Source organism: Protaetiibacter sp. SSC-01, assembly GCF_014483895.1.
Taxonomy (GTDB): Bacteria; Actinomycetota; Actinomycetes; order Actinomycetales; family Microbacteriaceae; genus Homoserinibacter.
Genome location: NZ_CP059987.1, coordinates 1,908,095 through 1,927,641, shown reverse-complemented (window position 1 = coordinate 1,927,641; position 19,547 = coordinate 1,908,095). Strand labels below are relative to the sequence as shown.

Here is a 19,547-nt window from a genome sequence, read left to right as displayed (position 1 = left end):
GTATGGCGGCACGTGCGACAGCGGCGAAGAGCGCGAAGACCGTCATCCCGCAGCTGTCGTGGGACCGCATCGAGCCGGCGCCCGTCGTGCTCGTCACGGGCCCCGAGGAGCTGCTCGCCGAGCGCGCGATCCGCGCCGTGCGCGAGAAGCTGCGCGCCGCCGACCCGAGCCTCGAGGTGTCCGACATCGACGCGGGCGCCTATGCGCCGGGGGAGCTGCTCACGCTCGCGAGCCCGTCGCTCTTCGCCGAGCCGCGCCTCATCCGCGTGAGCCAGGTCGAGAAGTGCACCGACGCGTTCCTCGAGGAGACGCTCTCGTACCTCGAGTCGCCCGCCGACGACACCGTGCTCGTGCTGCGTCACGGCGGCGGTGTGCGCGGCAAGAAGCTGCTCGACGCGATCCGCGGGGGAGCGGGCCGGGGCGTCGAGGTCGTGTGCGCCGAGCTCAACCGCGACGACGACAAGGTCGCATTCGCCTCGGCCGAGTTCCGTGCTGCGAAGCGAAAGGCCACCGCCGGCGCCGTGCGCGCGCTCGTGTCCGCCTTCACCGACGACCTCGCCGAGCTCGCCGCCGCGTGCCGCCAGCTCGTCTCCGATACCGACGGCGACATCACCGAGGCCGTCGTCGACCGTTACTACGCGGGCCGCACCGAGGTCACCGCCTTCGCCGTCGCCGACGCCGCGATCGCCGGCCGCCCCGGCGAGGCGCTCGGCCTCATGCGGCACGCGCTCGCATCCGGCTCCGACCCCGTGCCCATGGTCGCCGCGTTCGCGATGAAGGTGCGCACGATGGCGAAGCTCGCCGGCGCCCGCGGCTCGTCGAACGACCTCGCGCGCCAGTTCGGCCTGCAGGCCTGGCAGGTCGACCGAGCCCGCCGCGACCTCCAGGGCTGGACGGATGAGGGCCTCGCCCGCGCGATCGAGGCGCTCGCCCTCGCCGACGCCCAGGTCAAGGGCGCCGGCCGCGACCCCGTCTTCGCGCTCGAGCGCATGATCGGCGTCATCGCCGCCCGCGGCACCACCCGCTGACCCGGGGTCCTTGAGACGGGAACGGGGGCCGCGTCGAGGGGCGCACCGCCGCAAACGAGACGGGCCCCGCACCCGGAGGTGCGAGGCCCGTTCGAAGATCGGAGCGCTTAGAGCGACGCGACCTGCTTCGCGATCGCCGACTTGCGGTTCGCGGCCTGGTTCTTGTGGATGACGCCCTTGCTGACGGCCTTGTCGAGCTTCTTGGTCGCCTTGAGGAGGGCCGTCTCGGCCGTGGCCTTGTCGCCCGCGGCGATGGCCTCGCGCGTGGCGCGCACGGCGGTCTTGAGCTCGCTCTTGACCGCCTTGTTGCGCTCCTGCGCCTTCTTGTTGGTGTTGATGCGCTTGATCTGCGACTTGATGTTCGCCATGGATGTGTCTTTCGTTCTGGAACGGATGGTGTGTGCCGTCTGCGGTAGAGGGGCGCATCCCGGCGTATCGCGTGTTGTGGGTCACGCGGAAACTTATAGATCGAGGCCACGACGCGTAGCGTCCTGAGCCCAGACCCAAGGGTCTACGTTACCAGGCACCGCGGGCCGGTGCCAACGTGCGGCGGCGCGCCTCCGCACGGGTCGGACGGATGCCCGCCCGCCGATCCGGGGGTTGTCCGGATTCCGGGGGAGGGGCCGGACGACGAGTCTGGATGCATGACCGAAACGACCTCCCTCCCCGAGGCGGGCGCCCCCGAGCACTCCGCCGACACCGCCACCACGGCCGAGACCCCGGCGACCGACACCACCACCGGCGCCTCGACGACCCCGACCACCTCAACGACCTCGATCCCCGAGAACCCGTACGCCGCGACGCAGGCCCAGCCCGCCGCTCAGCCGGTGGGCGCGACCGTCACCCCAACCCCCGGTTTCAGCATCGCCGCGCTCGTGCTCGGCATCGCCGCGATCCCCACCGGCTGGTGGCTCGCATCCGTCGCCGCGATCGTGTTCGGCTTCGTCGCCCGCTCGCGCGAGCCGCAGGGCCGCACGATGGCGAACTGGGGCCTCGCGCTCGGCTTCGTCGGCGCGTTCGGCTGGCTCATCGTCGGCATCCTCGGCCTCGCGTTCTTCGCGCCGTTCGCCCTGTGGGGTGCGTTCGCGTGGCCCGGTCTCGACGTCGGGTTCTTCGACCTGTTCTGAGTCGGGTGATCCCCCTGTAACGGAGGGCGGGCGGCATTGCCGCCCGCCCTCCGCCGTGGGGCCGGGTCACGTCGTGCAGGGGGCGACGCGAGCCGGTGGTCGACGGAACCGAGCGTCCCGATCGATACCCCCACGCTGCCGTGTCGGGCGCCTCCTCCGCGCGCCCACCTTCGGGGGACAAACGTGTCCCCCTTGGGGTACAGCATGGGTCCCCCTCGACGCGCGCGGCCCGGGAGCGCCCGCGGCGCGGCGAACCCCCGGGGCATGGGAGAATCGTCCGGATATGTCACCCCGCGCCCTGAAGCCCCTGCCGCCTGCCGCCACCGACCCGGCGCGCATCCGCAACTTCTGCATCATCGCGCACATCGATCACGGCAAGTCCACGCTCGCCGACCGGATGCTGCAGATCACGGGCGTCGTCGCCGACCGCGACATGCGCGCCCAGTACCTCGACCGCATGGACATCGAGCGCGAGCGCGGCATCACGATCAAGAGCCAGGCCGTGCGCATGCCGTGGCAGCTGGGTGCCGACACCTTCGCGCTCAACATGATCGACACCCCCGGCCACGTCGACTTCACCTACGAGGTGAGCCGCTCGCTCGCCGCGTGCGAGGGCGCCATCCTGCTCGTCGACGCCGCGCAGGGCATCGAGGCGCAGACCCTCGCCAACCTCTACCTGGCCCTCGAGAACGACCTCGAGATCATCCCGGTGCTCAACAAGATCGACCTCCCGGCGGCCGATCCCGACAAGTACGCGCGCGAGCTCGCGCAGCTCATCGGCGGCGACCCGGATGACGTGCTGCGTGTCTCGGGCAAGACCGGCATGGGCGTCGAGGAGCTTCTCGACCGCGTCGTCGAGCGCATCCCCGCTCCCGTCGGCGTCGCCGACGCACCCGCGCGCGCGATGATCTTCGACTCCGTCTACGACTCGTACCGCGGCGTCGTCACCTACGTGCGCATGGTCGACGGGCAGTTGAGCCCGCGCGAGCGCATCCAGATGATGTCGACGAAGGCCACCCACGAGATCCTCGAGATCGGCGTGAGCTCGCCCGAGCCCGCGCCCTCCAAGGGGCTCGGCGTGGGCGAGGTCGGCTACCTCATCACGGGCGTGAAAGACGTGCGCCAGTCGAAGGTCGGCGACACCGTCACGAGCGCCGCGAAGCCCGCATCCGAGGCCCTGCCCGGCTACACCGACCCGCTGCCGATGGTGTTCTCGGGCATCTACCCCATCGATGGCGCCGACTACCCCGAGCTGCGCGAGGCCCTCGACAAGCTCAAGCTCTCGGATGCCGCCCTCCAGTACGAGCCGGAGACCTCGGTCGCGCTCGGCTTCGGGTTCCGCTGCGGCTTCCTCGGCCTCCTGCACCTCGAGATCGTGACGGAGCGCCTGCGCCGCGAGTTCGACCTCGACCTCATCACGACCGCGCCGAGCGTGCCGTACCAGGTGACGACCGACGACGGGAAGACGGTCACCGTCACGAATCCCTCCGAGTACCCGACCGGCACGAAGATCGCCGAGGTGCTCGAGCCGATCGTCAACGCGTCGATCCTCGCACCCAAGGACTACGTGGGTGCGATCATGGACCTCTGCCAGTCGCGTCGCGGCACCCTCAAGTCGATGGACTACCTCGGCGAGGACCGCGTCGAGCTCAAGTACACGCTGCCGCTCGGCGAGATCGTGTTCGACTTCTTCGACCAGCTGAAGTCGAAGACGCAGGGCTACGCGTCGCTCGACTACGAGCCCGCGGGCGAGGCGCCGGGCGAGCTCGTGAAGGTCGACATCCTGTTGCAGGGCGAGACCGTCGACGCGTTCAGCGCGATCGTGCACAAGGACAAGGCCTACGCCTACGGCACGATGATGGCGACGCGCCTGCGCGAGCTCATCCCGCGCCAGCAATTCGAGGTGCCCATCCAGGCGGCGATCGGCGCCCGCATCATCGCGCGCGAGAACATCCGCGCGATGCGCAAGGACGTGCTCGCCAAGTGCTACGGCGGCGACATCACGCGCAAGCGCAAGCTGCTCGAGAAGCAGAAGGAGGGCAAGAAGCGCATGAAGATGGTCGGTCGCGTCGAGGTCCCTCAGGAGGCGTTCATCGCCGCGCTCTCGGGCGACGTCGAGAAGGCCAAGGACAAGAAGTAGCCCGCATGGGTGCCGAGCCGCCCGCGGGGCTGACCTACTCCGAGGTCGGGATGTCGCGGCCGGGCGCCGAGGTGCCGCCCGGATTCCGCGTGCGCGAGCGGCGCATCCGCCTCGGCGAGGGCGATGCCCTGTGGAAGCGGGCCGTCGCGGTCGTCTCGGGGTGGCGCATCAAGACGGCGATCGGCTTCGAGGTCGTGCCCGACGACGAGCGCGTCGTGGCCGGCCGCTACTACGACACGACGTACCGCTCGCGGCTCGTGCGCCAGTTCGAGCCCGTGCGGGTCGTCTGGGTCGCCGAGGAGCCCCGGATGCGCGGCTTCGGCTACGGCACGCGACCCGCGCATCCGCTCACGGGGGAGGAGTGCTTCCTCGTCGAGCGAGACGCGGATGGCGCGGTGTGGCTCATCACGCGCACCGTGACGCGCGTCTCGCGCGGCCCCTGGCGGTGGCTTGCGCCCGCCGTGCGCGCCGGTGTCCGCATCTTCCAGCGCCGCTATGCCGAGAGCGCCGTGCGCCTCATCCTCGGCACGGATGCGCCGCTGCCGGGCCTGCGCCGCGCACGTCGCCGGATGGTGGGCGAGGGCCCGTCGGGCGTCGACGGCATCGCGCGCCTCGGCTACGGGCTGGGTCCCGCGCCCGGGCCCTTCGACCGCCCGCCCGAGGAGCCCGTCGAACTCGACGCGGATGAGCTCCCGTGGGAGCTGCGCGGCGGTGAAAGCGACTCTTCCTCGAATCGTTAGCGCTTCCATCCGGAAATCTGGGAGAATCGACGCGTGTCACCCGCGTCCGCGCCCCCCGGCGACGCCCCGCGACGGTCGACGGCCCCCGCCGCCTCCGCGCACGGCGAGCTCGCCCGGCTCTGGCGCGTACCCGTGACCTACGGCGCCGTCGGCGCCACCCAGGCGCCCGACCTCATGCGCTACCCGCCGCGCGGCTACCGCCCCTTCGAGCGCACCGTGCGCGTCGGGCACGGACCCGAGCGCTGGGAGTACGCGTGGATGCGCGTCATGAGCTGGGGTATCCAGCGCGGCGCCGGCTTCCACGTGACGCCCGTCGAGGCGCCCGCCGAGGCGACCCAGGCCGCGTACGTGCCCGTGGCGTTCGACGACGACGGCAACCCCGTCACGCCGGCGACCGTCGGCGCCGGGGGAGAGGCGCTCTACACGCCCGAGGGCGACGCGATCGTGCGCGCGGGCGACACCGGCATGCTGCGCGCCTCGTTCTGGCCCAAGGCCTTCCCCGTGCGCGTCGTCTTCGTGGTCGACCAGCCCACGCGCCGTGGCGCCGCCTTCGGAACCCTGCCCGGGCATCCGCTCGCGGGCGAGGAGCTCTTCATCGTCGAGCGGCGCGACGATGACTCGGTGTGGCTCACGGTGCGCATCTTCTCGCGCCCCGCCAACCTCTTCTGGACGGCCGTGCTGCCCGCCCTGCGCCTCGTGCAGTCGATGCTCGTGCGCCGCTACCTCCGCGAGCTCACGGGCCCGCTTCCCGCCTGAGCGCGCGGCTCGTCCGCCCCGCGCGAGCGGTCCCCCGTCACCCGGGAGAGAATGGACGGATGCCGAGCGCCCTCCCGATCGCGGACCCCGCCCCCGCCGACGGCGCGCTCCCCGCATCCGTGGCCGAGGGATCTGCCGAGCGCGACCTCGGCGTCTACCTGCACGTGCCGTTCTGCCGCGTGCGATGCGGCTACTGCGACTTCAACACCTACACGGCGTCCGAGATCCGCGGCGTGCGGCAGAGCGACTACGCGGGGCAGGCGGCGGCCGAGGTCGGCTTCGCCCGGCGCGTGCTCGCGGATGCCGGGGTCGTCGAGCGCGAGGTGTCGACCGTCTTCTTCGGCGGCGGCACGCCGACCCTGCTCCCGACGAGCGATCTCATCCTCATGCTCGACGCCGTGCGCGACGCGTGGGGCCTCGCGCCGGGCGCCGAGGTCACGACCGAGGCGAACCCCGACTCGGTCACCGAGGCGGGGCTCGTCGAGCTCGCCGAGGCGGGCTTCACGCGCGTGAGCTTCGGCATGCAGTCGGCCGTGCCGCATGTGCTGCGCACGCTCGAGCGCACCCACGACCCCGCCCGCATCCCGCTCGTCGTCGAGTGGGCGCGCGCCGCGGGCCTGCAGGTGAGCCTCGACCTCATCTACGGCACGCCCGGCGAGAGCCTCGACGACTGGCGCCGCTCGCTCGAGCTCGCCCTCGCGCAGCGGCCCGACCACCTCTCGGCCTACGCGCTCATCGTCGAGGCGGGCACGAAGCTCGCGCGGCAGATCTCGCGCGGCGAGGTGGCGCAGCCCGACGAGGAGCTGCAGGCCGACCAGTACGAGCTCGCCGACGAGCTGCTCGCGGCCGCCGGCTACGACTGGTACGAGGTGAGCAACTGGGCGACGGATGCCGCACATCGCTCGCGCCACAACCTCGCCTACTGGACGGGCCAGGACTGGTGGGGCGTCGGCCCCGGCGCGCACAGCCACGTGGGCGGCGTGCGCTGGTGGAACGTCAAGCACCCCGCCGCGTATGCGGAGCGTCTCGCCGCGGGCGTCTCGCCGGCGGCCGGCCGCGAGACCCTCGACGACGAGACACGCCACGTCGAGGACGTGCTGCTGCGCAGCCGCATCGTCGACGGGCTCCCGACGGACGTGCTCGACGCATCCGGCCGCTCCGCCGTCGCGGGGCTCATCGCCGACGGGCTCGTCGACGGCCAGAAAGCGATAGCCGGCCGCATCGTGCTGACACGACGCGGCCGGCTGCTGGCGGACGCTGTGGTGCGCCGCCTTCTGGACTAGCGGACGAACTTGATGCTGAGCGGGTACGTGTAGAACTCGCCCTTGTTGGCGGCCAGGGCCGCCATGATCCCGAACACGATCGCGAGCACCCATGCCGCGAGCAGGATCAGGAACCCGATGATGAAGAACGACGTGATGTACCCCACCACGTACACGATCAGCAGCGTCAGCTGGAAGTTGAGCGCCGTCGCGGTGTGCGCGCGCACGAAGGCGCCGCGGTCCTTGAGCACGAGGTACGCGATGAGCGGCGCGAGCCACGAGAAGAGGATGCCTCCCACGTGGGTGAGCGTCGACCACAGGCGCTGGTCGGCGGGGGTCATCTCCTGACCGGGCACGGGGCCGGGGGTCTGGGGAGGCGGAGGAGGCGGGGGAGTGGCAGTCATGACGCCATTAAAGCAAGAGCGCCGGGCCCGAGGGTCCCGGCGCTCCGCGTGATCCGTCTTACTTGATGAGACGGATGGCGAACGGGTAGCGGTAGCTGCCGCCCGCGTTCACCTTGGTGAAGCCGATGATCGAGAGGATGATCGCCGCCACCCAGATCGCGAACTGGATCAGGTAGAAGAGGAATCCGATGAACACGATCGCGAGAACCGTGCCGAGGATGATGCAGGCGATGTAGCCGATCGTGACGGTGATCTGGAAGTTGAGGGCTTCCTTGGCCTCGACGTTCGTCTTCGGGCCACGGTCCTTGAAGATCAGCCAGATGATGAGGGCCGGAAGGAATCCGAGGATGCCGCCGAGGTGGGCGAAGGACGCCCACTGCTTGTCCTCCGCCTCCGTCAGGGGGGCGGCGGGCGTCGGCTGGGCCGGCTGCGCGGGGTCGGTCATGGTGGTGGTGCCTTTCTTTCGTCAAAAGCAGACTCGGGGGGAGCAGTCACTCACGCTAGCGCCCGGTGTCTCGCGCGTGCAACGGGCTCGCCGCGCGGTCGCGAGGTAGAGTTGCTGGCAGTCACATACCCGGAGTGCCAGACCCGCTGGCGGTGACCTCCGGGGGATCGCGGAGGGGGATGCCATGGTCTCGGACCGGAGTCTCGCCGTGCTGCGCGTCATCGTGCAGGACTACGTCGCCACGAGCGAGCCCGTGGGCTCGAAATCGATCGTCGAGCGCCACTCCTTCGGGGTGTCGAGCGCCACGATCCGCAACGACATGGCGCAGCTCGAGGAGGACGGCCTCATCACGGCGCCGCACACCTCCTCGGGTCGTGTGCCGACCGACAAGGGCTACCGCGTCTTCGTCGATCAGCTGAGCGAGCTGCGTCCGCTGTCGGGCGCGCAGCGCAACGCGATCGAGACGTTCCTCGGCGAGAGCGCCGACCTCGACGAGGTGCTCGGTCGCACCGTGCGCCTGCTGTCGCAGCTCACCAACCAGGTGGCTCTCGCGCAGTACCCCTCGTTCGGCACGGCGCGCGTGCGCCACGTGGAGTTCGTCGCCCTGGGCTCGCACCGCGTCATGGCGGTGCTCATCACCGACACGGGCCGCGTCGATCAGCGCATCGTCGAGACCACGGCGGGCGCCGACGCCGAGCAGCTCGCGCGCCTGCGAGAGCGCATCAACGCCGAGCTCGGGGGCGTGGCGCTCGCCGACGCCTCCGCGCAGCTCGCCGCCGCGATCGACCACATCGAGCCGGGGGATCGGGATGCGGCGGCGCCGCTGCTCACGAGCCTCGCCGAGCAGGTGGCCGCGAACCGCCACGACCGTCTCGTGATGGCGGGCGCCGCGAACCTCGCGCGCACGGAGCGCGATTTCAGCGGCTCGATCTTCCCCGTGCTCGAGGCGATCGAGGAGCAGGTCACGATCCTCAAGCTCTTCGGCGAGATGCACCTCGAGTCGGACGAGGTCACCGCGCGCATCGGCCGCGAGAACGCCGAGTACGGCCTCTCGGAGACGAGCGTGCTCGCATCCGGCTACTCGGCTCCGGGTGGTTCCGTCGCTCGTCTCGGCGTGCTGGGACCCACCCGCATGGACTATTCGGGCAACATGGTCGCGGTGCGCGCCGTGGCCCGCTACCTCTCGCGCCTGCTGGGCGACGACATCGGACAAGGGGAACGTTGAGCGATCACTACGAGGTGCTCGGGGTCGAGCGCAGCGCGTCACCCGAGGAGATCAAGAAGGCCTACCGGCGCCTTGCGCGCGAGCTGCACCCCGACGTGAACCCGTCGGAGGAGGCTGCCGAGCGCTTCAAGCTCGTGACGCACGCGTACGACGTGCTGAGCGATCCGGAGCAGCGCGAGCGCTACGACATGGGCGGCGCGACGGGCTTCGGCGGTCAGGGCTTCGGCTTCGGCGACATCTTCGACAGCTTCTTCGGTGCCGCCGCGGGCCGCTCGGCGGGTCCGCGCTCGCGCACGGAGCGGGGCCAGGACGCGCTCCTGCGCATCGAGATCGACCTCGACGAGGTCATCTTCGGCACGACCCACGAGCTCGAGATCGACACGGCCGTGCTCTGCAAGGCGTGCGAGGGCTCGTGCTGCGCGCCCGGCACCTCGATCGCGACGTGCGACATCTGCGGCGGCACGGGGCAGATCCAGCGCTCGGTGCGCTCGCTCCTCGGCAACGTCATGACCTCGAGCCCCTGCGGCACGTGCCGCGGCTACGGCACGATCATCCCGAACCCGTGCCCGACGTGCGCGGGCCAGGGGCGCGTGCGTGCGAAGCGCAAGGTCGCGGTCGACGTGCCCGCGGGCGTCGACACGGGCATGCGCCTGCACCTCCCCGCGGAGGGCGAGGCGGGCCCCGCCGGCGGCCCCAACGGCGACCTCTACCTCGAGGTCAAGGTGCGCCACCACGACATCTTCAGCCGCAACGGCGACGACCTCCTCGCGACGCTCGAGGTGCAGATGACGGATGCGATCCTCGGCGCGCGAGTGAGCCTCGACTCGCTCGACGGCCCCGTCTCGATCGAGATCAAGCCGGGCACCCAGTCGGGTGACGTCGTCACGATCAAGGACCGCGGCGTCACGCGCCTGCGCGGCGGCGGCCGCGGCGACCTCCGGGTGGGCGTGCACGTGCAGACGCCCGTGCGCCTCAACTCGAGCGAGACCGATCTCATCAAGCAGTTCGCGTCGAAGCGCCCGCCCGCGAAGCCGCAGTTCTCGAAGTTCCAGCAGGGCCTCTTCGCGAAGCTGCGCGACCGCTTCCTCGGCTAGGCCGCGCATGGCGAGCCTCTACCTGACCGACGACCTCGCGGATGCGCGCGTCGGCGCACGCGTGGAGGTGACGGGCGACGAGGCGCGGCACGCGCTGCAGGTGGCGCGCATCCGTCCGGGCGAGCGGATCGCGGTGGGCGACGGGCGCGGAACTCTCGTGCGCGGGGCGGTCGCCGCCGCGGAGCCGGGCGTGCTCGCGGTCGACGTCGACGAGGTCTCCTACGAACCCGCGCCCGTCCCCGCGCTGTGGCTCGCGCAGGCGCTCGCGAAGGGCGACCGTGACGAGCTCGCCGTGCAGGCCGCGACCGAGCTCGGCGTCGCGGGCGTCATCCCATGGGCGGCCGAGCGCTCGGTGACCCGCTGGGAGGGCGCGAAGGTCGCCCGCAACGGGGAGCGCTGGCGCACGATCGTGCGCGAGGCGAGCAAGCAGGCCATCCGCGCGCACGTGCCGGAGGTCGCGCCGCTCGCGACGACGGCCCAGCTCGCGTCGCTCCCGGGGCTCGTGATCGTGCTCGAGCCGAGCGCCGAGGTGCCCCTCACGGGCGTCGCGCTCGACGGTGTCGACCGTGTCACGCTCGTCGTCGGCCCCGAGGGCGGCATCGCCCCGCGTGAGCTCGACAGGCTCGCGGATGCCGGGGCCGTGCTCGCGCGCCTCGGCCACGAGGTGCTGCGCACCTCGACCGCCGGCCCCGCCGCCCTCGCGGTCATCGCGGCCGGCCTCGGCCGCTGGTAGTCGCGCCCAGCCAGCGCACTCCCGACCGGGCGACGCGCCCGCGGCATCCGTAGACTGGAGGCATGCCGGACGCCCCTTCGATCTTCGAGCGGATCATCGCGCGCGAGATCCCCGCCGACATCGTCTACGAGGACGATCACGTCATCGCGTTCCGCGACATCGCCCCGCAGGCGCCCGTGCACCTGCTCGTCGTGCCGAAGACGGCCGAGTACGCGGATGTCGCCTCGCTCGCCGCGGCCGACCCCGAGCTGCTCGCCCACGTCGTCGCGACCGCGAAGCGCCTGGCCGGCGAGCACTCCGACGGCGACTACCGGCTCGTGTTCAACTCCGGTGCGAACGCCGGTCAGACGGTCTTCCACGTGCACGCGCACGTGCTCGCGGGAGGACTGGCGGAAGGCACCCTTGGCTGACGGATATCCCGAAGAGGGCACGCCCGCGCGTGCCGAGCAGGGCCACGCCGAGTTCGAGGTCGACGGCGTCGCGATGGTGCGGCTCCTCGGGCCGCAGGACCGCCTGCTGACGACCCTCGAGCACCAGTACCCCGCCGTGACGGTGCTCGTGCGCGGCAACCGCGTGAGCCTCGACGGCCCCGCCGCCGACGTGGAGGCCGCGACGCGCCTCGTGAGCGAGCTCGTCGAGCTCGTGCGCAAGGGCGTCGACCTCGGCCCCGCGGAGGTCGCGACGTCGCGCCGCATCCTCGACGGCGGGGGAGCCCCCGCGGAGGTGCTGAGCCAGGCGATCCTCACGGCGCGCGGCAAGGCCATCCGTCCGAAGACCCTCGGCCAGAAGTCGTACGTCGACGCGATCGACGAGAACACGATCACCTTCGGCATCGGCCCCGCCGGAACCGGCAAGACCTACCTCGCGATGGCGAAGGCCGTGCAGGCTCTCCAGCGTAAGGAGGTCGACCGCATCATCCTGAGCCGCCCGGCCATCGAGGCGGGGGAGCGGCTCGGCTTCCTGCCCGGCACGCTCACCGACAAGATCGACCCGTACCTGCGGCCGCTCTACGACGCTCTCAACGAGATGATGGACCCCGAGCTCGTGCCGAAGCTCCTCGCGGCCGGCACGGTCGAGGTCGCGCCCCTCGCCTACATGCGCGGGCGCACGCTCAACAACTCGTTCGTCGTGCTCGACGAGGCGCAGAACACGACGCCCGAGCAGATGAAGATGTTCCTCACGCGCCTCGGCTTCGGCACGAAGATGGTCGTCACGGGCGACATCACGCAGATCGACCTGCCGACGGGCGCCTCGGGCCTGCAGCTCGTGACGCGCGTGCTCGACGGCATCGACGACATCCACTTCACACGGCTCACGAGCGACGACGTCGTGCGCCACAGCCTCGTCGGCCGCATCGTCGACGCCTACACGAAGTACGACGCCGAGAAGCAGGCGCGCGCCCACGAGCGGCGCGAGGCAGCCGAGTTCGCGAACCGCGCCGAGCGCAGACGGGGCATGAGGAAGAGCTGATGTCGATCGAGATCAACAACGAGTCGGGCGTCGAGGTCGACGAGGCCGCCCTCGTGCGCCTGTCGTCGTACGCGCTCGACTTCCTCCACGTGCATCCGGATGCCGACCTCGCGATCGTGCTCGTCGACGAGGCCGCCATGGAGCAGCTCCACGTGCAGTGGATGGACGAGCCCGGACCGACCGACGTGCTGAGCTTCCCGATGGACGAGCTGCGCCCGGGCAACGAGGACGAGCTGACCCCCGCGGGCCTCCTCGGCGACATCGTGCTGTGCCCGCAGGTCGCGATCGAGCAGGCGAAGTCGGCCGGCCACTCGACCCAGGACGAGCTGCAGCTGCTCACGGCCCACGGCATCCTGCACCTCCTCGGCTTCGACCACGCGGAGCCCGACGAGGAGCGCGAGATGTTCGGCCTGCAGCGCGACATCCTCGTGGGCTACGCCCACTCGCAGCGACGACGGTAGGCGGCGATGCTCGGCCTGTTCATCGCCGTCGCGCTCGTCGCGGTCGCCTTCGGCGGCCTGCTCGCCGCGGTCGACGCGGCGCTCGGCGTGCTCTCGCGCGCCGACATCGCCGAGCTCGCGACGCAGCACCGCGCGAAGAGGTCGCTCATCGCGATCTCCGAGGACCTCGGCGCCCACCTCAACGCCGTCAACTTCATGCGCGTCTTCTCGGAGTCGCTCGCCGCGGTGCTCGTGACGCTCGCCTTCGCCGCCGTGTTCGACGAGTGGTGGTGGGTGCTGCTCGCCTCGGTCGTCGTCGTGACGGGCATCTCCTTCGTGCTCGTCGGCTCGAGCCCGCGCAGCGTCGGCCGCGCGCACGCGAAGGGCATCGTGGCCTTCTCGGCGCTCGCGGTGCGCGCCATCCGCGTCGCCCTCGGCCCGCTCGCGGCGGGTCTCGTGGCCCTCGGCAACCGTGTGACGCCGGGCCGGCCGAAGGCGTCGGTGAGCTTCTCGAGCGAGGAGCAGCTGCTCTCGATGGTCGACGAGGCCACCGAGCTCGCCGTGCTCGAAGAGGACGACCGAGAGCTCATCCACTCGATCTTCGAGTGGGGCGACACGGTCGTGCGCGAGGTCATGGTGCCGCGCACCGACATGATCACGATCGACCACGACGCCACGATCGGCGCCGCGCTCGGCCAGTTCTTCCGCACGGGCGTCTCGCGCATCCCCGTCATCGGCCGGGACGCCGACGAGGTGCTCGGCGTGCTGTACCTGCGCGATGTCGCGCGCGTGCGCCACGAGCAGCCGCTCGAGGGCACCCCGCTCCCCGTCGTCGACCTCGCACGGCCGGCGACCTTCGTGCCCGAGTCGAAGAAGGCCGACGAGACGCTCCGCCAGATGCAGCGGGAGTCGACCCACCTCGTGATGGTCGTCGACGAGTACGGCGGCATCGCGGGCCTCGTCACCCTCGAAGACCTCATCGAGGAGCTCGTGGGCGACATCTCCGACGAGTACGACCGCGAGGTGCCGGATGTCGTGGAGCTCTCCGAGGGCGTCTACCGCGTGAGCGCGCGTCTGCCGATCGACGAGCTCGGCGACCTCTTCGGGGTCGAGCTCGAGGACGACGACGTCGACTCCGCGGGCGGACTGCTCACGAAGGCGCTCGGCCGCCTTCCCGTGCCGGGGTCGAGCGCGACGGTGTCGGGGCTCGTGCTCACGGCGGAGCGCACGGAGGGCCGCCGCAAGCGGCTCGCGACGGTCGTCGTGGAGCGGGACGAGGCCCTGCTCGACGCCGAGGAGGCTTTCGACAGCGAGGAGCGCCGATGAACGACGCAGCAGGATTCCGCGCCGGGTTCGCGACCTTCGTGGGTCGCCCGAACGTCGGCAAGTCGACCCTCACCAACGCCCTCGTCGGCGAGAAGGTCGCCATCACCTCGCCGAAGCCGCAGACGACGCGCTCCGCCATCCGCGGCATCGTGCACACGCGCCAGGGGCAGCTCGTGATCGTCGACACCCCGGGCATCCACCGCCCGCGCACGCTGCTCGGCGAGCGGCTCAACGCCGTCGTCACGTCGATCCTCGGCGATGTCGACGTCATCGGCTTCTGCATCCCCGCCGATGAGAAGATCGGCCCGGGCGACCGCTTCATCAACGAGCAGCTCGACAAGTTCCCCCGCGCCAAGAAGGTCGCGATCGTCACGAAGATCGACGCGACCTCGCGGCCGGCTGTCGCCGAGCAGCTGCTCGCCGTGAGCCAGCTGCGCGAGTGGGAGGCGATCATCCCCGTGTCGGCGACGAGCCGCATCCAGCTCGACACCCTGCAGTCGCAGCTCATCGGGCTGCTGCCCGAGTCGCCCGCGCTCTACCCCGACGACGCCGTCACCGACGAGACGCTCGAGCACCGCATCGCGGAGCTCATCCGCGAGGCCGCGCTCGACGGCGTCTCGGACGAGCTGCCCCACTCGCTCGCCGTCACGATCGACGACATCGTGGAGCGCGACGACAAGGAGCTCGTCGAGGTGTACGCGAACCTCTGGGTCGAGCGCGACTCGCAGAAGGGCATCGTGATCGGCAAGGGCGGCGCGCGTCTGCAGGAGGTCGGCGCGAGGGCCCGAGAGGGCATCGAGCCGCTCGTCGGCAAGCAGGTGTACCTGTCGATCCGTGTGAAGGTCGCCGCGAACTGGCAGCGCGACCCCAAGTACCTCTCGCGCCTCGGCTTCTGACGGGTCCGCGAAAGTACGTACTTTTCGCTCGATTCGGCCCCGATTCGCCGAAAAGCACGTACTTTCGCGGATACATCGAGCGGATGATTTCCACGGTCCGCGGCCATCCGCGCGTCGGCGGGCGCGTACCGTGAACAGCATGTGGAGGACGCTCACCCGGCGGCAGCTCGCGGTCGACATCGCGGTGCCGGGCGTGTTGTTCCTGTTCCTCCTGATCCCGTACTCCGCCCAGGGGCTGCCGTCGATGCTCGTGTTGTTCGGCATGTCGGTCGCGCTCGTCCTCCGCCGCCTGAGCCCCGGGTTCTCGCTCGCGATGGCGTGGATCACCGCGATCGCGCAGATGCTCCTCGGGTTGTCGCCGACCTTCGCGAACCTCGCGATCCTCGCCGTGCTCTATGCGACCGCCGCCTACGGCTCGCGCCTCGTCATGTGGCTCGGCTTCGCATCGATCCTCGTCGGCTCGCTCACGATCACCTTCTACGTCACCGCCTTCGACAGCCTCCGCACGGGCGACTGGAGCGGGTGGATGACCGAGCTGCTGTCGGGCTTCGGCGCAGCCGCGTTCGTCTCCTCGCTCGTGAGCTTCGGCTTGTCGTGGTCGGTCGGTCTGCTCGTGCGCACCCTCGGCCGCGCGCGGCAGAGCCGCGCCGTCGCGATCGCCGCCAACCAGGAGGTCGCGGCCGAGCAGGAGCGCACGCGCATCGCACGCGACATGCACGACGTCGTCGCGCACTCGCTCGCGGTCGTCGTCGCCCAGGCGGATGGCGCGCGCTACGCCGCCCGCACCGACCCGGCGGCCGCCGAGGAGGCGCTCCGCACGATCGCGACGACCGCGCGGGAGGCGCTCGCCGACGTGCGTGTGCTGCTCGCCCAGCTGCGCTACCAGCAGGAGGACGGGCCCCAGCCGACCCTCGGCGACCTCGACCGCCTCATCGAGCAGCTGCGCGCATCCGGCCTCGACGTCTCGCGGGAGGACAGCGGCGAGCCGCTCCCGCTCGGTACGGCGCAGCAGATCGCGCTCTACCGCATCGTGCAGGAGTCGCTCACGAACGCCCTCCGTCACGCCGATGTCAGCAAGCCCGTCGCTGTGAGGTTCAGCTGGACCTCGCACGGGGTCGAGGCGTCGATCGTGAGCCACCTCGTCGAGGCGAAGACACGTACGGGCATCATCCCGCTCGCGGTGCCGCCCGTCGGGCACGGCATCGCGGGCATGACCGAGCGTGCGGCGCTCGGTGGCGGCTGGCTGCGCGCCGACGCCGACGAGACCCGCTTCACCGTCACCGCGTGGCTGCCTTACGCGCCCACGGGGGTGCACCAGCCGATCGTCCTGGAGGAACCCACCGCATGACCGAGCCCATCCGCGTCGCCCTCGTCGACGACCAGGCGCTCTTCCGCACCGGCATCCGGATGCTCGTGAGCTCCCAGCCCGACCTCGAGTACGTGGGCGAGGCGGGCGACGGCCGCGAGGGCGTCGCCCTCGTCGAGAGCGCACGCCCCGACGTCGTGCTCATGGACATCCGCATGCCCGTCATGGACGGCATCGAGTCGACCGAGCGCATCCTCGCGGCGGCGGATGCGGCGCGCCGGCCCGCCCCGAAGGTCGTCGTGCTCACGACCTTCGACCTCGACGAGGCCGCGACGCGCGCCATCCGCGCGGGGGCGAGCGGCTTCCTGCTGAAGGACTCCGACCCCGAGTTCCTGCTCGCCGCCATCCGCACCGTGCACGCGGGAACGGCCGTCATCGCGCCGTCGGCGACGCGCGAGCTCTTCGAGCACTTCGACTCGCGCGCGGGCAACGGGGGAGAGCCGCCCGAGTTCGCCGCGCTCACCTCGCGCGAGCGCGACATCTTCCTGCTCGCGGGCCGCGGACTCTCGAACTCCGAGATCGCGCGCAGCGAGTTCGTGTCGGAGGCGACCGTCAAGACCCACATCTCGCGCATCCTCGCGAAGCTCGGCCTGCGCGACCGCGTGCAGCTCGTCGTCTACGCCTTCGAGAACCGCCTCGTGTAGGAGACCCGCTGGTTGAGTAGCCCGCGCAGCGGGCGTGTCGAAACCAGCCCACGTCTGACGCCGGGCTGGTTTCGACACGCGGCTTCGCCGCTACTCAACCAGCGGGTAGGCGCGAGGTCATCCTTCAGGCGGATGGGATCACGCATCCAGGCGGACGCGCGCGACAGGCCGGCGTTCCTAACGTCGAAGCATGGACATCACCACCAGCATCCCGACCGCGGCCGAGCCCCCCACCGCGAGCCTCGTGGCCCGCGTCGAGAACCTCACCAAGAGCTACGGCGCCCACGGCGCGCGCGTCGACGCCCTCCGCGACGTGACCCTCGGCATCCGCCGCGGCGAGTTCACCGCCATCATGGGCCCCTCGGGCTCCGGCAAGTCGACGCTCATGCACATCATGGCCGGCCTCGACTCGCCCACCTCGGGCCGCGTGTGGCTCGGCGACTCCGAGATCGGCGGCCTCGGCGACGAGCAGCTCACCCTCCTGCGCCGTCGTCGCATCGGGTTCGTCTTCCAGGCGTTCAACCTCGTGCCGACGCTCGACGTCGAGGGCAACCTCCTGCTGCCCTTCGAGCTCGACGGTCGCACCCCGAGCGTGCGCGAGCGCGAGTGGATCGACGAGCTCGAGAACGTGCTCGGCCTCGACTCCCGTCTCGCCCACCGCCCGCATGAGCTGTCGGGCGGGCAGCAGCAGCGCGTCGCGATCGCGCGCGCCCTCGTCACGCGCCCCGAGCTCGTCTTCGCCGATGAGCCGACCGGCAACCTCGACTCCCGCACGGGCCGCGAGGTGCTGCAGGTGCTGCAGGCGGCGACGCGAAGCTACGGCCAGTCGATCGCCATGGTCACGCACGACCCGGTCGCGGCGAGCTACGCCGACCGCGTGATCTTCCTCGCGGACGGCCGCGTCGTGTCCGACCGCGCCCGCATGGAGGCGTCCGAGATCGCGTCGTTCATGCTCTCGATGGAGCAGGTGGCGTGATGGCCGCCGGATCCACCTCGACGGGGCTGCGCGAGCACGCATCCTCGATCGTCGTCGCGCTGCTGTCGTCGGCGTTCGGCGTCGCGCTCCTGCAGGTCACGGGCGTCCTCGGCGACGCCATCAAGGCCGACCCGGTGACGGGCGCGAGCGGCACGGCGCTCCTCATGCTCGCGATCGTCGCGTGGGTGTTCATCGCGATCGCCGTCTACGTCGGCTCGATCGTCACCTCGAACACCTTCGCTACGATCGTCGCCGGCCGCGCGCGCACGATCGCGCTCCTGCGCCTCGTCGGCTCGAGCGCCCGCCAGCAGCGTCGAGCGGTGGCTCGCGAGGGTCTCGTCGTCGGCATCATCGGTTCGATCGCGGGTGCCGCGGTCGGCACCGGCATCGCCGTCGGTCTCGAGCGCGTCGCGGTGCTCATCGGCTGGCTGCCCGACGTGCCGCACGACTGGGCCGACGTCGGGCTCGTCTTCCCGATCGTCACGGTCGTGCTGACGACCTGGCTCGCCGCGTGGGTGGGCTCGCGCCGCGTGCTCTCGGTGACGCCCCTCGAGGCGATCGGCGGCTCGCAGCCGCTCTCGCACGACGAGCTCACGTCGCGTCCCGGTCGCAACGCCGTGGCGATCGTGCTCTTCTCCGTCGGCACCGCGATCCTCGTGCTCTCGATGCTCCTCGGCCTCGTGACGCCCCTCGCGGTGCTCCTCGGCGTCGTCGGAGGCATCCTGTCGTTCACAGGCGTCGTGATCGGCGCGCACCTCGTCATGCCGCCGGCCCTCAAGCTGGTCGGACGGATGCTGGGCCGCTCCCCGTCGGCCCGCCTCGCCGCCGCGAACGCCCTCCGCTACCCGGAACGCGCCTCGCGCACGACGATCGGCGTCGTCATCGGCGTGACGCTCGTGACGATGTTCGGCGTGACGATGGAGAGCTTCCGCAACCTCATCCGCGAGGCAGCGGCGAACGAGCCCGACGTCTACCGGGGCACCGAGTCGATGATCGACAGCATCACGGCCGTGTTCTCGGTGCTCATCGGCGTGAGCGCCCTCATCGCCGCCGTCGGTCTCGTCAACGCGCTCTCGCTGAGCGTCCTGCAGCGCACACGCGAGCTCGGCCTGCTCCGCGCCCTCGGCTTCTCGCGGGGTCAGCTTCGCCGCATGATCCTCTCCGAGAGCGTGCAGCTCACGGCGACGGCCGTCATGGTGGGGCTCGTGCTCGGCGCGTTCTACGGATGGGTCGGTGCGCAGTCGCTGCTCGGCTCGGCGCGCGGCATGCCCGGCATCGTCGCCCCCGGCGTGCCGTGGACGGTCCTCGCGATCGTCGTGGGCGCGGCCGCGGTGCTGACCGCCGTCGCGACCGTCACGCCCGCCCGCCGCGCGACGCGCGTGTCGCCCATCACGGCGCTCGCGGTCGAGTGATCCGGGTCGGGGTCGCGGCATTCTCGCCGCGGCCCCGACGCCGGTCAACCCGCTGTCCCCTCC

The 19,547-nt window shown here is 71.4% G+C and carries 21 protein-coding genes; 18 read left to right on the top strand and 3 right to left on the bottom strand.

What is annotated here, in order from left to right:
- Positions 1–2: 2 nt before the first annotated feature.
- A complete protein-coding gene (gene holA, locus H4J02_RS09160; RefSeq protein WP_187674301.1) occupies positions 3–1,028 on the top strand; it encodes a DNA polymerase III subunit delta in 1,026 nt (341 codons plus the stop codon).
- A gap of 107 nt (positions 1,029–1,135) precedes the next feature.
- On the opposite strand, the gene rpsT is transcribed toward holA, so the two are convergent.
- Entirely contained in the window at positions 1,136–1,396 is a 261-nt protein-coding gene (gene rpsT, locus H4J02_RS09155; RefSeq protein ID WP_187674300.1) for a 30S ribosomal protein S20, read from the bottom strand.
- 276 nt (positions 1,397–1,672) lie between these two features.
- On the opposite strand from rpsT, the gene H4J02_RS13925 reads away from it, so the two are divergent.
- The 5 genes from H4J02_RS13925 (at position 1,673) to hemW (ending at position 7,074) form a co-directional block, all read left to right on the top strand.
- The gene (locus tag H4J02_RS13925) at positions 1,673–2,155 is read left to right on the top strand and encodes a DUF4190 domain-containing protein (protein ID WP_222942164.1); all 483 of its coding nucleotides are present in this window, start codon (positions 1,673–1,675) and stop codon (positions 2,153–2,155) included.
- 283 nt (positions 2,156–2,438) lie between these two features.
- A complete protein-coding gene (lepA, locus tag H4J02_RS09145; RefSeq protein WP_187674299.1) occupies positions 2,439–4,295 on the top strand; it encodes a translation elongation factor 4 in 1,857 nt (618 codons plus the stop codon).
- A gap of 5 nt (positions 4,296–4,300) precedes the next feature.
- Positions 4,301–5,035, top strand: a complete 735-nt coding sequence (locus H4J02_RS09140) for a DUF1990 family protein (protein ID WP_187674298.1) — start codon at positions 4,301–4,303, stop codon at positions 5,033–5,035.
- 33 nt (positions 5,036–5,068) lie between these two features.
- A complete protein-coding gene (locus H4J02_RS09135) occupies positions 5,069–5,791 on the top strand; it encodes a DUF1990 family protein (RefSeq protein ID WP_262406009.1) in 723 nt (240 codons plus the stop codon).
- A 59-nt stretch (positions 5,792–5,850) separates the two neighbouring features.
- Complete coding sequence (gene hemW / locus H4J02_RS09130; RefSeq protein WP_187674297.1) at positions 5,851–7,074, top strand: radical SAM family heme chaperone HemW; 1,224 nt, start codon at positions 5,851–5,853, stop codon at positions 7,072–7,074.
- Here hemW and H4J02_RS09125 read toward each other — a convergent pair.
- Together H4J02_RS09125 and H4J02_RS09120 are read right to left on the bottom strand one after the other, a co-directional pair.
- Complete coding sequence (locus H4J02_RS09125; protein ID WP_187674296.1) at positions 7,071–7,457, bottom strand: DUF4870 domain-containing protein; 387 nt, start codon at positions 7,455–7,457, stop codon at positions 7,071–7,073. The genes hemW and H4J02_RS09125 overlap by 4 nt on opposite strands.
- A 58-nt stretch (positions 7,458–7,515) precedes the next feature.
- On the bottom strand, positions 7,516–7,902 hold the full coding sequence (locus H4J02_RS09120) for a DUF4870 domain-containing protein (protein WP_187674295.1): 387 nt from the start codon (positions 7,900–7,902) through the stop codon (positions 7,516–7,518).
- Positions 7,903–8,086: 184 nt separating this feature from the next.
- Here H4J02_RS09120 and hrcA point away from each other — a divergent pair, with 184 nt between their 5' ends.
- The 12 genes from hrcA to H4J02_RS09060 all read left to right on the top strand — a co-directional run bounded on the left by hrcA (position 8,087) and on the right by H4J02_RS09060 (position 19,484).
- Entirely contained in the window at positions 8,087–9,127 is a 1,041-nt protein-coding gene (hrcA, locus tag H4J02_RS09115; RefSeq protein ID WP_187674294.1) for a heat-inducible transcriptional repressor HrcA, read from the top strand.
- Entirely contained in the window at positions 9,124–10,221 is a 1,098-nt protein-coding gene (gene dnaJ / locus H4J02_RS09110; RefSeq protein WP_187674293.1) for a molecular chaperone DnaJ, read from the top strand. Before hrcA ends, dnaJ begins: the two co-directional genes overlap by 4 nt.
- 7 nt (positions 10,222–10,228) lie before the next feature.
- Positions 10,229–10,954, top strand: coding sequence for a 16S rRNA (uracil(1498)-N(3))-methyltransferase (locus H4J02_RS09105; protein ID WP_187674292.1), 726 nt, complete (start codon positions 10,229–10,231; stop codon positions 10,952–10,954).
- Between the two features lie 62 nt (positions 10,955–11,016).
- A complete protein-coding gene (locus H4J02_RS09100; RefSeq protein ID WP_187674291.1) occupies positions 11,017–11,364 on the top strand; it encodes a histidine triad nucleotide-binding protein in 348 nt (115 codons plus the stop codon).
- 73 nt (positions 11,365–11,437) lie between these two features.
- A complete protein-coding gene (locus H4J02_RS09095; RefSeq protein ID WP_187676515.1) occupies positions 11,438–12,424 on the top strand; it encodes a PhoH family protein in 987 nt (328 codons plus the stop codon).
- Positions 12,424–12,885 carry an rRNA maturation RNase YbeY gene (ybeY, locus tag H4J02_RS09090; RefSeq protein ID WP_187674290.1) on the top strand — a complete coding sequence of 154 codons (462 nt, stop codon included), beginning with the start codon at positions 12,424–12,426 and terminating at the stop codon, positions 12,883–12,885. Before H4J02_RS09095 ends, ybeY begins: the two co-directional genes overlap by 1 nt.
- A 6-nt stretch (positions 12,886–12,891) precedes the next feature.
- The gene (locus H4J02_RS09085) at positions 12,892–14,190 is read left to right on the top strand and encodes a hemolysin family protein (protein ID WP_187674289.1); all 1,299 of its coding nucleotides are present in this window, start codon (positions 12,892–12,894) and stop codon (positions 14,188–14,190) included.
- Positions 14,187–15,086 (top strand): GTPase Era, encoded by a 900-nt coding sequence (era, locus tag H4J02_RS09080; RefSeq protein WP_187674288.1) that lies wholly within the window; start codon positions 14,187–14,189, stop codon positions 15,084–15,086. Before H4J02_RS09085 ends, era begins: the two co-directional genes overlap by 4 nt.
- 139 nt (positions 15,087–15,225) lie before the next feature.
- Positions 15,226–16,434: a sensor histidine kinase gene (locus H4J02_RS09075; protein WP_187674287.1), complete on the top strand. Its 1,209-nt coding sequence runs from the start codon at positions 15,226–15,228 to the stop codon at positions 16,432–16,434.
- Positions 16,431–17,096: a response regulator transcription factor gene (locus tag H4J02_RS09070; protein WP_187674286.1), complete on the top strand. Its 666-nt coding sequence runs from the start codon at positions 16,431–16,433 to the stop codon at positions 17,094–17,096. Before H4J02_RS09075 ends, H4J02_RS09070 begins: the two co-directional genes overlap by 4 nt.
- Before the next feature lie 190 nt (positions 17,097–17,286).
- Positions 17,287–18,072, top strand: a complete 786-nt coding sequence (locus tag H4J02_RS09065) for an ABC transporter ATP-binding protein (RefSeq protein ID WP_187674285.1) — start codon at positions 17,287–17,289, stop codon at positions 18,070–18,072.
- The gene (locus H4J02_RS09060) at positions 18,072–19,484 is read left to right on the top strand and encodes an ABC transporter permease (protein ID WP_187674284.1); all 1,413 of its coding nucleotides are present in this window, start codon (positions 18,072–18,074) and stop codon (positions 19,482–19,484) included. Before H4J02_RS09065 ends, H4J02_RS09060 begins: the two co-directional genes overlap by 1 nt.
- The last annotated feature ends 63 nt before the right edge of the window (positions 19,485–19,547 follow it).